Origin of the sequence: Paenibacillus amylolyticus, assembly GCF_051136285.1 — a bacterium.
GTDB lineage: Bacteria > Bacillota > Bacilli > Paenibacillales > Paenibacillaceae > Paenibacillus > Paenibacillus amylolyticus_F.
The window spans coordinates 574,287-587,429 of sequence record NZ_CP194938.1 but is presented as its reverse complement, the minus strand read 5'-3'; the positions used below and the strand labels follow the sequence as shown (position 1 = coordinate 587,429).

At 44.8% G+C, this 13,143-nt stretch carries 10 protein-coding genes; 9 read left to right on the top strand and 1 reads right to left on the bottom strand.

Features of this window, described 5'->3' with window-relative positions; translation table 11 throughout:
- Positions 1-38: 38 nt before the first annotated feature.
- The 8 genes from ACR8BL_RS02655 (at position 39) to ACR8BL_RS02620 (ending at position 10,273) form a co-directional block, all read left to right on the top strand.
- Complete coding sequence (locus tag ACR8BL_RS02655; protein WP_434751177.1) at positions 39-884, top strand: carbohydrate ABC transporter permease; 846 nt, start codon at positions 39-41, stop codon at positions 882-884.
- Positions 885-901: 17 nt separating this feature from the next.
- On the top strand, positions 902-1,849 hold the full coding sequence (locus tag ACR8BL_RS02650; protein WP_434751176.1) for a carbohydrate ABC transporter permease: 948 nt from the start codon (positions 902-904) through the stop codon (positions 1,847-1,849).
- Positions 1,850-1,910: 61 nt separating this feature from the next.
- Positions 1,911-2,060 carry a hypothetical protein gene (locus ACR8BL_RS02645; RefSeq protein WP_434751175.1) on the top strand — a complete coding sequence of 50 codons (150 nt, stop codon included), beginning with the start codon at positions 1,911-1,913 and terminating at the stop codon, positions 2,058-2,060.
- Between the two features lie 91 nt (positions 2,061-2,151).
- Entirely contained in the window at positions 2,152-3,867 is a 1,716-nt protein-coding gene (locus ACR8BL_RS02640) for an RICIN domain-containing protein (RefSeq protein ID WP_434751174.1), read from the top strand.
- A 319-nt stretch (positions 3,868-4,186) separates the two neighbouring features.
- Positions 4,187-6,511, top strand: a complete 2,325-nt coding sequence (locus ACR8BL_RS02635) for a helix-turn-helix domain-containing protein (protein ID WP_434751173.1) — start codon at positions 4,187-4,189, stop codon at positions 6,509-6,511.
- Between the two features lie 278 nt (positions 6,512-6,789).
- Positions 6,790-7,644 carry an ABC transporter permease gene (locus ACR8BL_RS02630; RefSeq protein WP_434752990.1) on the top strand — a complete coding sequence of 285 codons (855 nt, stop codon included), beginning with the start codon at positions 6,790-6,792 and terminating at the stop codon, positions 7,642-7,644.
- Between the two features lie 26 nt (positions 7,645-7,670).
- On the top strand, positions 7,671-8,597 hold the full coding sequence (locus ACR8BL_RS02625; RefSeq protein ID WP_434751172.1) for a carbohydrate ABC transporter permease: 927 nt from the start codon (positions 7,671-7,673) through the stop codon (positions 8,595-8,597).
- A 17-nt stretch (positions 8,598-8,614) separates the two neighbouring features.
- Positions 8,615-10,273 (top strand): ABC transporter substrate-binding protein, encoded by a 1,659-nt coding sequence (locus ACR8BL_RS02620; protein WP_434751171.1) that lies wholly within the window; start codon positions 8,615-8,617, stop codon positions 10,271-10,273.
- A gap of 122 nt (positions 10,274-10,395) precedes the next feature.
- On the opposite strand, the gene ACR8BL_RS02615 is transcribed toward ACR8BL_RS02620, so the two are convergent.
- Positions 10,396-11,538 (bottom strand): glycosyl hydrolase family 8, encoded by a 1,143-nt coding sequence (locus ACR8BL_RS02615; RefSeq protein WP_434751170.1) that lies wholly within the window; start codon positions 11,536-11,538, stop codon positions 10,396-10,398.
- A gap of 316 nt (positions 11,539-11,854) precedes the next feature.
- On the opposite strand from ACR8BL_RS02615, the gene ACR8BL_RS02610 reads away from it, so the two are divergent.
- The gene (locus ACR8BL_RS02610) at positions 11,855-13,138 is read left to right on the top strand and encodes an SGNH/GDSL hydrolase family protein (protein WP_434758315.1); all 1,284 of its coding nucleotides are present in this window, start codon (positions 11,855-11,857) and stop codon (positions 13,136-13,138) included.
- The last annotated feature ends 5 nt before the right edge of the window (positions 13,139-13,143 follow it).

Sequence of the window (13,143 nt, the reverse complement as noted above, 5' to 3'; positions counted from 1 at the left end):
TCAAATGGGGAAGTCGTACGTATGCTCAGCAGAAAGCCATGTGGGGTGTCATCTACGTACTTCCGTGGCTGATCGGATTTGTATTGTTTTTCTTCGTTCCGCTGCTCGCATCTCTGCGATACAGCATGAGCGCGATTCAAGCCAATGCAGAGGGAATTGCCATTCAATTTACGGGTTTTGCCAATTATATTCAGGCACTTACCGTCAATACAAGCTTTAACCGGGCACTGATTGAGTCGATTACAGACGTACTTGTTAATGTACCGCTTATTGTCATTTTCAGCTTGTTCCTTGCCGTAATTCTGAATCAAAAATTCAGAGGTCGTGCCATAGCAAGATCCATCTTTTTCCTGCCCGTCATTCTGGCATCCGGCGTCATTATGTCGCTGGAAAGCACAAGTTTGATTGAAGCTGTGAACCAGAACAGCACAGGCGGCAGTTCTTTTGGCACATTGGAACTGGAAGGTCTGATGCTCAATGCGGGCGTAAGTGAATGGATCGTTACGTATTTAAGCGGAGCAGTGGATCGAATCTACCAGATTGTCAGTCAATCGGGTGTACAAATTCTGATCTTCCTGGCCGGTATTCAGACCATCTCCCCACAGCTGTATGAAGCGTCCAAGATGGAAGGGGCGACAGGATACGAGGCATTCTGGAAAATTACGTTTCCGATGGTCAGCCCGCTTATTTTTGTTAACGCGATCTATACGATCATTGACTCTTTTGCCAATAATGCGATGACCAAATTGATCCGTGATACGGGATTCGTCAAATTTGACTTTGGTCTTAGCTCCGCTATGGCATGGGTATATTTCGTAGCGATAGCTATTATTCTTGTGATTGTATCTATCATTTTCTCTAAACGAGTCTTCTATCAAGATTAGAAAGGAGGGCATTCCGCGTGACGACATCACGATTATTATCGCTTGAGCAATGGAAGAGCTGGCTATGGTCTGTCATCCGATTTGTTCTGATCACTGGACTTTCCTTTGTTATTTTATTTCCCATATTCCAGAAGATTTCTACATCGATCAAGGCCAAGGGAGACCTCTATTCGGCAGTGGTTGTATGGATTCCTCAGAACTTCTCGATTGACAATTTCAAGCAGGCGATTCGTGTAATGGATTATTGGGCTACGCTGTTCAATACGTTTGCGCTGTCCGCAACAACAACACTGCTGACTACAGCCTCATGCGCGCTTGCAGGTTATGGATTCGCCAGACTGAAGTTCAAGGGAAGCAACTGGTTGTTTGCCGGTGTCATTCTGACGATTCTTGTGCCGCCAACAACCATTCTCATTCCGGTATATTTGAATCTGAAAAGCTTTGATCTGATGGGGCTTATGACACTGTTTTCCGGGAAACCTGTCAACTTGCTCAATACGTACTGGCCGTTTATTCTGACAGCCGTTACCGCAAATTCACTAAAGGCAGGCTTGTATATCTTTATATTCCGCCAATTCTTCAGAGGCATTCCGAAAGAAGTAGAGGAGGCGGCATACGTGGACGGCGCAGGGATCAGTCGCACATTCACTCGTATCATGCTGCCGAATGCCATTCCATCCATGGTCACCGTCATGCTGTTTTCCTTCGTATGGCAATGGAACGACAGCTTCTACACAACAACGTATCTGACTTCGAGTAAAGTCATGTCAACACAGTTATCTTCGTTGCCGTACAATCTCGCTCAACAGGTTACAGACGGTGCAGCTTCTCAGGCCGATCCGTTCTATCTGAGCATGATTCAGGATACAGGTATTCTGCTTGCGATCCTCCCGTTAATTATCATTTATTTGTTCGTGCAGCGCTATTTCGTGGAGAGCGTGGAGCGTACAGGTATCGTAGGGTAGAACGATTAGAGCGAAGAGGTGTACAGCTATAACATGTTCAAGCAGAAAGGAGGCAGATCTCATGAGCGATTCCAAGAAGTATACCAAGGAAGCTTACATCGATAAGGTGAATGGCAGAGAGTGGCTTACGGCTGATCGTATGTGTTACAACCAGCGTAATCATTGGATATGGAATGGCTTAAGGGAGCGCGCGCCGACAGAGTCTGGATGAGGCTACATCTTGATCTTGCTATAAATCAGGTTCGACGGCAGCTTCCTATCGCAGTAATGTAAGCCAATTTAATCAAACAGGAGGAATAGCAGTGAAAAAATTTATGATGTCTTGCAAGCTTTTACTCGTTCTGGCATTACTGATTACGATTGCTCCATGGGGAGGCAGCCAAGCTGACGCTTGGGTAGGTATGCCTATGGGGAAATTAAAAGTGAGTGGCAAAAACTTGGTGAACAGCAACAATCAACCTGTACTCCTTAATGGTTGGCATCAACCTTCCGGCGCATACTGGACGTATCAGGACAGTAATTATTATCTCAACCTTCATGGTAACAATCGTCACGCTGCAACATTGGCCTATTTGAAAGACATCACAGACACATTTGCGGATACCAGTCCGAAATATGGCAGCAATCATGGCTGGAAAATGAATCAGGTACGTCTGTTCATCGATCGTCAGGATATGGGAGATGTGGCGGCAGGTACATACAACTTTGCTGGTGTACAGACTGTGACACAGAACGTCATCATTCCTTATATCCAGTATGCCAAAACAAAAGGCGTATATGTTGTTCTGGGATTGGACTTCACGCTGAAGGATGATCAGGCTACGACAGCTGCCAACTTGCAAAAGTTCAATCAAATCTGGGGTTACCTTGCCTCCCGTCCAGAGATTAAAAGTGCAGACAACGTTCACTTCGAATTGATTAATGAACCGGTGAAATCGTTTGCCAACGGACACTGGGGTGGATACAACGGGGAAAATGATTTCGTGGATCATTGGAATGACCTGCGTAACTTCCAAAATTCCATGATCTCCACCATCCGTAATCAGGGCGCAGATAACGTCATCTGGGCTGCAGGTCTGGGTTACAATCAGTTCTACAGCCTGACAGCGAGTCATCCGCTGACTGACCCTCTGAACAACTACGGTTATGCTGTTCACTGGTATCCAGGTTACGGAGCCTATGACAACTTCAACATTCTGCAAGATCAATGGAACACCAACGTGAAGGCAGCTGCGGATAAATATCCAATCAACATCACGGAAGTGACTTGGTTCAAGAACAAACCAGGTGATTCAGCTTATTGGAACTTGTTCAACGGTAGTAACGAAGGTTTCGGTACAAATACCAAAAGAATTTTTAATGCGGCAGGTAATGTCAGCATCGCTGCACATATGAATGGATTTATTCTGGAACCCGGTGCACGTAGTTCGTTCGCAGATCCTACAGCAGGACTGAAGTGGGATGGAGATGCTTCACGCAGTGCGATGGGACGATTCTTGTTCACTTGGTACAATGAACGCTCCCAGAATTATGGCAGCGGTGGTAATCCAACCAACCCAACCAATCCGTCTACGGGTCTGGTCTCGGGGGCAACCTACAAAATTGTAGCCCGGCACTCTAACAAAGTCGTTGATGTTCCTGGGGGACAAGATCAGAACAATCTCCAGCTGCAACAGTGGAGTGATCTGGGTGGTAATCCTCAGAAGTGGGTACTGACTTCCATTGGGAGCGGTAACTATACACTGACAAGTGTGAATTCACCTGACAAAGTGATCGACATTCGTAACGGTACACAGACCAATGGCGAAGCAGTTCAGCTTATGAGCAATTTAAATACGACCGCCCAGCATTTCAAAGTCAATGATCTTGGCAATGGATACTGGAGCATCATCAATGTAAACAGTAACAAAGCGATTGAAGTGGAGAACGCTTCCACAACCGATGGAGCCAAACTGCAACAGAACACCTACACGGGTGCAACGAACCAACAGTGGAAATTTGTAGCCGTTAGTAATTAACTAACATCAACATTTCCATCACGAAATTAGTGGCAAAAAATAACCTTTTCAGGTCATCTGATGACTTGAGAAGGTTATTTTTATTGTATTTAGGTATGGTTGCAACAAAATTGGATAAGCAGAAAGGTTGTTATTCATTGCCTTTGTCTCGTGAAGTTGCACATTAAACTATAGAAATCAAGTATTGTATAGCTATAGGTGTAAATGTACCATAGGGAAGAAGTTGTACCTTCACTGTTCGGAAATGCCCGTTGTATCATGAAATGATGATCATAAACCGATAAATGTAAGCGCTTGATTAGAAAAAGGGGGGAGTACAATGAAGCTCCTATGGTCCAAATTTTCACCGATGTTCCGCCGTTTTTTGATTTCGTATGTCATCATTCTGATGATTCCGCAGATTGCCGGATATGCCTCTTACAGGGCATCCATTGAGGCGGCTCGGGCGAGCTCCATTGAAAATAGCCTGAAGTCCCTGAATCTGGGCAAAGAAATTATTGAGCGAAATCTGCTTCAGGTGGAAGCCTTCACAAGACAGCTTGCAATTAATCAGGAACTGTACCGTTTGATTGCCGATCCGAAACCACTGGACGTTTACAATGTATATGGTATAGGCAAAATGCAGCGTAGTTTATCAATGTACAGCAGTACCAACGAATACTTATCTCATTTTTTTATTTACATTCCGAATTATAACGTCATTATTACGCCGACAACGGTCTATTACAGGCCAGAACATTATTATGCAGCCAATGCGATGGATGGGATGACATTCGAGCAGTGGAGCGAAAATATTTTGAAAAAACCACATTTTAATGAAATTATTCCACTTCAAAACTACAAACGTGAAATCAGCAGTAACGTACTTGCAAATGTGCCAGCAATCACCTTTTTGCAATCCTTGCCGCTGAATAGTTTTAATAAACCGCAGGCTACGATTGGTGTTTTAATCGATGAGGATGAGATGGCAAACCTGACGCAGAATATTGTGGATCAGTATGGTGGCTGGACATTGGTTAGAGATGCTAACGGCGAAATTATCTTTTCACGCGGTATTGAAGAGGGGGAAGCGCAGCGTTTGGCGCAAAATTATGGGGACGATTTGAACGAGGTTCGGCCCATAGAAGGTGAGCGACTGCTAATATCCATTCATTCGGAGCGAAACGGTTGGAGTTATATGGCGGGCATTCCCGAGAAATCACTGATGACAAATGCGGATCAGATTAAACAGGTGACACTGGCATTCACACTGGCAACATTGACGCTTGGCTTGGGTTTTGGACTGATCCTGGCTTATCGAAACAGTGCACCCATCTATAAACTGTTGTCTGCCTTCCGAGAACAAGTTAGTGAGCCTTCTGGCAAAAGGCGTAATGAGTATGATTTTCTGGCTAGCCATATTCATCTTTTAATTGCCAATAATCAGTCGCTGGAGAACGCACTGAATGAACAAATTCCTCTCTTGCGAGATGGATTCATCAAACGTTTGCTTACAGGTGAGTTCTATACTACTCGTGAGCTGGAAGCCATTTCTTCTCAGACACAACTATCCATTGAGAACAGCCAGGGAATCACTGGTCTGCTCAAGGTGAACGGTTATGCCAGTCTGGATAGCGAAGAAATGATTCAGGAGCTTGGTGTGGCGAAATTGATTATCAGACAGACGATGACAGAATGGAACGCCGATGTGCTGATGACGGACTGGGGCACAGATCAGATTGCTTTTATGTGTCCCGTATCCGATATGCCCCTGGATACAGCGATCCTTCATTGTGAGTCTGAACTCAGCAGATTAACCGAACTCATTTATACGGAATACCGGATATCAACAACAATCGGTACCGGAGCTGCGTACGAAGTTTGGAATGACGTAGGCCGTTCATTTGATGAAGCCAAACAAGCCATGGAATATGCGATTCATATGGGAGCAGATGAGCTTATTCGATTTGAAGATACATTGAAGGAAAATGAAATGTACTATTATCCCATTGAGTCAGAACAGCGTTTGCTGAATACGATCAAGGCAGGAGAACTGGAAGAGGGTCTTCGTATTTTGGATCAGCTGTTTGTACGCAATTTCGAAGAGCGCGAACTTTCCTATGAGATGGCACAGCAATTTATTATGGAGTTAAAGGGAACATACCTCAAGCTGGATGAGCCCAAAATCAAACACGATGATTCCTTTGCAGAAGAATACAAAAACGGTGTCGCAAGTATTCAGATCACCGATTCCATTATGGTATTACGAGGCAAATTCAAACGGCTAACAGAAGAGATGTGCAAGGAAGTCCTGCGAAAAAGATCATCAACACATGCGGATACCGTACAAGAAATTACGTGTTACATTGAAAATAATTATGGGGACGCGACTCTGACGATATGTCGGATCTCTGAACATATGGGTAAATCGGAAAAATTCATCTCCCAACTATTCAAAGAGCATACCGGAGAGAATCTTTCGGATTACGTGGAGCGGGTGAGAATAAATGCAGCATCTGGTCTGCTGTTAGAAAGCGGGCAAACCATAGATGAGATCGCTCTTTCTACGGGATATAACAGCGCGCATTCCTTCCGCAGAGCATTCAAGCGTGTACGAGGCATTTCACCAAGTGTATTTCGGAAGATGGATAATCTGAGCGGTTAATGTACGCTCCGGAATTAGTATTCATGCGTATAATGTACGTTCGTTTCCGAGATGTACCTTTACGCTTCCCTCAAGTCAAACTTATGATATGGGCACAAAGAAAGCGCTACCAAACGAGGTGACGCTAACTTCAACCATAGGTATTTTTGACTGGGGGGATGATTCTGAGATCAACAATTACAAGTGAACACAAGTCGGGTGTGAAGGAGCGCAAGCGATCAACGTTACAGCATGCGCTAACCAGAAGTTTCAGAAGGCATTGGCAGTTATATCTGCTTATTTTGCCTCCGGTGTTGTACTTTATCATTTTCAAATATGTACCGATGGTGAATACAGTCCTCGCATTTAAGGATTATAACGTCATCAAAGGAATCTGGGGCAGCCCATGGGCTGGAACCAAGTATTTCGACCTGCTTTTTCAGAATCCCGCTTTTATGACGTTAATCAAAAATACGCTGCTTATCTCGTTCTACAGCCTAATTGTCGGATTTCCAATCCCGATTCTGCTGGCCCTGGCTTTGAATGAAATTAAAAACATGAGGTTCAAGAAAACCGTACAGATGGTGACCTATGCACCTTATTTCATATCCACCGTTGTTATGGTATCTATAATCATGCTTTTCCTCTCCCCTAGGCTGGGGATTGTGAACACGATTGCAGGCGCACTTGGATTCGAGTCAGTGAATTTCCTTGGAAATCCAGATATGTTCCGATCCATCTATGTATTTTCCGATGTGTGGCAGAGTATGGGATATTCAGCAGTCATCTATCTGGCTGCACTCGCCGGCATTGACCCTTCATTGTATGAGGCCGCCAAAGTAGATGGAGCCAATCGACTGCAGAAGATTATTAACGTGGATTTGCCGGGTTTGTTGCCGGCAGCCGTCATTATTTTAATTCTAAGCGTTGGCAATATTATGGCGGTCGGATTCGAGAAAATATATCTGATGCAAAACCCGTTAAACTTATCCGCGTCGGAGATTATCTCAACATATGTGTACAAAATGGGACTATTAAACGCCAATTACAGCTTTGCTACAGCGGTTGGTTTGTTCAACTCTGTCATTAATCTCATCTTGTTGTTAGTCGTTAACGCCGCTGCAAAACGGCTGTCCAATACAAGCCTATGGTAACCACACGGAGGGAGGAGACTTGAAGGATGTCTAATTTACACTCACAGACAGGTCGTTCACGAGCGAACAGAAACCCTGTCATCAGAGAATCGCTTGGAGATCGTTTGTTTATTACGGCACTCTACATCATTCTGTCACTCGTGCTGGTTGCTGTGTTGTATCCTTTGATCTACATCGTAAGTTCGTCACTCAGTAGTCCGTCAGCTGTTTCTTCGGGCAAAGTCTGGCTGTGGCCTGTTGATCTGTCATTCGAAGGATACAAAGCCGTATTACGCAATGAACAAGTACTGATGGGATACGCGAACTCATTATTTTATACGGTGTGCGGCACGTTTATCAGCGTGGCATTGACCATAATGATTGCCTATCCACTATCCAAAAAGACCTTTGTCGGACGCAGCACACTGATGATTTTCATTACGTTCACGATGCTCTTTGCAGGTGGTTTGATTCCAACGTATCTGGTTGTTAAATCTCTGGGGCTCATCGATACACGTTGGGCGCTTCTGATTCCAAATGCGATCTGGGTGTGGCAAGTCATTATTGCACGAACCTTCTTTCAAAATTCTATACCGGAAGAGCTGTCAGAGGCGGCTGATATCGATGGCTGCAGTGACATTCGGTTTATCTTCAGCGTTATACTGCCGCTTGCCAAGCCCATTGTGGCGGTGCTGTCATTGATGTATGCGGTTGGTCAATGGAACGCCTATTTCGACGCACTGATTTATCTGAAATCGCAGTCGCTCTACCCGCTACAGCTGATATTGCGAAGTATTCTTATTCTAGGCAGCTCAGGCAATATGGACGCTTCCGAAATGATCAAGCAACAGCAAATGGCTGAACTGATGAAGTACTCCTTGATTGTCATGGCCAGCTTACCGGTTCTGATCATCTATCCTTTTGTACAACGTTATTTCGTGCAAGGGATGCTGGTCGGTTCGGTTAAAGGATAAGTCGATTACAAACTTTCATGAGGGAGAGGATTTTATTGAAGAAAATAAGTGCGCTCGGATTAACATGTGTGCTGGTGCTTACGTTGGTACTTGCAGGCTGCTCATCCTCCGATAAGGGTAACGGGGAAGTGGATGCGAACGGGAAAGTCCCGATGAATGTATTTGTGCACCAAGGATCGGATATGAACCTTGCTACCAATAAATTCACCAAGAAAATGGAGGAGAAGTTTAATATCAAGTTCAACTGGACGACAGTTCCTTTTGATGGAGCAGCTGAAAAAAGACAGATATCCCTGGCTTCCGGAGACTATCCGGATCTGTACATGCTTATCCCTTGGGTAGATCGTTTCTCACAGACTGACTTGTTGAAGTTTGGGCAACAGGGCGTGATTTTGCCACTTAATGATCTGATTGATCAGCATGCGCCTAACATCAAGAAGGTACTTGAGAGCAATGAGTACTATATGGCAATGAATACCGCACCCGACGGTAAAATCTATGGACTGACCGGGCTGAATGAATGTTTCCACTGTTCGTATCCAAACAAGATGTGGGTAAATACGAAGTGGCTCAAGAAGTTGAACATGAAAGAGCCAACAACGACAGAAGAGTTCCGGGAAATGCTGAAAGCGTTCAAAACGAAAGACCCGAACGGAAACGGCAAGGCAGATGAAGTACCACTCAGTGGTTCAACGGAGAACTTTGGTGTACACATTATTCCATATCTGATGAACGGTTTCATCTATAATGATGACCGGAATTACCTCATCCTGAATCAAGGCAAAGTTGATACGGTAGCGAATAAACCGGAGTGGAAAGAAGGACTGATGTACATCAAATCCTTATATGATGAAGGACTGATTGATCCGGGTGCTTTTACACAAAATGTCGGTGCCTTCAAGAAAATTGGAGATAATGCCGATGCACAGCTTCTGGGTGCAGGAGCGGCTATGCATCCGTCTTTGTTCGTAACTACGGCTGAAGGCTCACCATACGGCAATGATTACAACCCGATTCCACCATTAAAAGGGCCAAATGCTGAATATGCATCCTACAACTACCCGGTTGATCCAGGTGCGACCTTTGTTCTAACTAATAAAGCGAGTGAGCAAACGCAGATTACAGCAATAAAAATGCTGGATTACTTCTATACCCAAGAAGGAGCTATGGCTTCATATCTGGGAGAAGAGGGCACAAGCTGGAGCAAACCTGAAGAGGGAGAAGTGGCCTTAAATGATCAGGTAAAGCCGCTCTATAAAGCGATTCCACTTCCATCCGGAGAAGAACCTCGTAATGACAGCTGGGCTGCATTAAGCCAGTACAATCATCACCGGGCGTATCGCGATGCAGAAGTACAGGGAACAGACATCTATGCTAACGACGGGTATGAACGTCGCCTGTACGAAGCTACATTGTTGATGGAAGGTAAAGAACCTAAAGAAGTCTTCCCGCATTGGGCATTATGGGTTGATCCGTCCCTTGCAGATGAAACCAGCATGATGCAAACCAATATTAAGGATTATATCGACCAAAACGCGTTACAATTTGTCACAGGAGCAAAGAGTTTGGATAAAGACTGGGATGCGTATGTGAAAGGACTGGAAGGGCTGAATATGAATCGTTATCTGGAAATTATGCAGTCCGCTTATGATGCATCATCCGTGTCATCCAAGTAAAGGTAAACGAATAAAAGACGGGCGAGACCATAAAAATGCGGTCTGCTCGTCTTTTTTTATCGTCATAAATCAAAAACCAATGCAGGGTTAGAGCTCCAACAATAGCGCCTAAATTTCATATTTTAGTACATCCGATATCTTCCGCTTAAGGCAAGCATCGTGAAGAAATAAAGACAGTTATCATAATAACGATGTTTTCCCTGGCGGAGCGGTGTGTTCCAGAATAGCCGAACAAAAGCATCTGCATGAGGGCCATCTGCTGCGAGCGATGCCATCGCATTGGTTGCCAGCAAACCAACAGGGTGCAGAGCAGGTTCGTCAAAAGCCTCACCCTCAATCGTATACCGGCGATAATCCGCTACATCGATATCACTGAAAAAGGCCTGAATTCGATTGGATTGTTCAACTTGCCAAGGATCTTTGCGAAACCATTCCCAGTCCAAGGCAATATTGGCTGCAACGCGATAGGCGTCGCTATAAAAATGCCTGAAATCACCATGCGGCTGAACGGGGGCAGGAGTCCCATCGTAATTGGCGTATTCAGGTGAAAGCCCGGTTACCGGATGACAGGCTGCATTCAGATATGAACGGCTTGCTTCGGCAGCTTCTTTCCAAAATGTTCGGTCTGCTTCATTCGCGTACTTGGCAAACAATTCATAGAAATGGGGAAGGTGATAGGACGGGTCACTGAAAGGTAACTCTGGAATAAACTTGATTAGCCGGTTACTTGGTTCCCACATGGGATCGCCTTGACCTTGTTCTCCTTGATGCAGACAGGCATGAAGAATCTTTCGAGCCTGAGTTTTGTAATCATAAGGTGCAGGTCCCTCCCCCCAGCGATTCGAGGCGAAAAATAATGCCATAGCAAAAAACTCTTCACCGTCAGGAGCTGGCCCCGGAGACAGCCGGGTTCCGTCAGGCTTGCAATGCCAAGCAAAGTAATCCTTGTATCGTCCTTCCGTATGCTGCATATAGGTATGAGCGTAATTCCACAGGCGATCAAATTCCTCTTTTTTATCCATCTGCACAGCCATCATCATGCCATAGGACATGCCTTCGGAACGAACGTCGTCGTTGCCCGTGTCCAGCATGTAGCCTTTGTCTTCATCAACAGGATAATAGATCCGTGTATGTTCATCTCCATAAAACAGATCATTCCATGTCTGTTCCAGTTTCGCGTTGATTTCTTCTTCGTTATACCCCGATTTGTGAAAAAGATTAACATATGTACCTGTCTCATAAGCGCCTTTTCCAGTGATATTCATGTGATCCTCCTCCAAAAATGCTTCACAGAATGCTTCGTTAATGCTTCATATGAATAAGTATATCATTCGCGATACTGCTCAAATTAAAGCGTTTACATGGAAAATTATAGGTATGATATCCCATCTATTTCCATTTTGTTTTGCCGGTGATATATTTAGGCAAGTCCTATAGTTTATCAGGTTGTTGTTAAATTATGTAAGCGCTACACTCGAAGAGAAGAAACCGCCTGATATCGACATCATTCTAGTCCAGGTTTCTTCATAAGACAGTACTTGGAGTGTAAAATTTTCGCTGGAAGGTTGGTGAGAATGCAACATGCTTGGCGATTCAGGAGATGTAGATGAGAATCAAGGAACTAATGCACCGCGTGACCCCGTAGGAGTTACAGTTTCATCGTTTGAGGCTGACTTTGATTACGATTCTCCGGCTTATCTTGACATGATCGACAGATCGCTCCTGAGTGCAGGGAACAACGTCAGATTAAAGAGAGCGATCGGGAAAGCTAAACGTGGTGAGAATGTAACTATAGCCTATATTGGGGGATCAATTACTCATGGCGCTGGTGCGGCACCCATTCATCTCCAAAGTTATGCCTATCATTCCTATGAACACTTCAAAAGAATGTTTGCCCCTTTGAACAGCAATACGGTTCAGCTGATCAAGGCGGGGGTAGGCGGGACGCCTTCCCAACTTGGCGTCATTCGTTATGATCGGGATGTGCTCCGGGATGGCAGCGTACAGCCGGACATTGTCATTATCGAGTTTGCGGTAAATGATGCTGACGATGAGACGCGAGGGAACTGTTACGAAAGCTTAGTATTGAAAGCGCTTGCTTCAAATAACGAACCAGCAGTCATTCTACTATTTAGTGTATTTAAGAATGATTGGAATCTTCAGGATCGTCTAGCTCCGGTGGGCTTTCATTATGATCTGCCCATGGTGAGCATGAAGGATGCTCTAGTAGAGCAATTTCAGAAGGCAAAAAATGAAGGTGGCCTCATAACCAAAGAGCAGTATTTTCATGACATCTATCATCCCACCAATGTGGGACATCGCATCATGGCCGATGCGCTGGCGAATTTGTTTCGCGTTACAGATCGTACAAACCTTGATCAGAAAGAAGATGAATTAACGAAGTTACCGATCATCGGCAAGGATTATGTTGATGTCAAACTGCTGGATCGGCAAAACGGTGATCAGATTGCCCTAATTGAATCAGGTAGTTTCTGTCACACAGATACAGATCTACAGATGACCGAGATGGACGATCATGATTATGGTACACCGCTCTTTCCAAACAACTGGATGTATGTTCCCGGTGCAACGGCAGAGCTGAAGGGTTTCAAGCTGCATTTGCGGTGCAGCAGGCTCATCCTGATCTTTAAGGACTCAGACAGCGATATGTTTGGAACGGCTCATATCAAGGTGGATGGTCAACTAACCAAACAGGCTGATCCCCACCAAGTGAACTGGACACATTGCCATGCCATGCTTCTATTTAGTAACACGGAAGTTGATGAGCATCTTATCGAGATTGATATGGCACTAGGACATGAGGAAAAGCAATTCACGGTTTTGGGTTTTGGTTACGTGGGCTAGTGCAA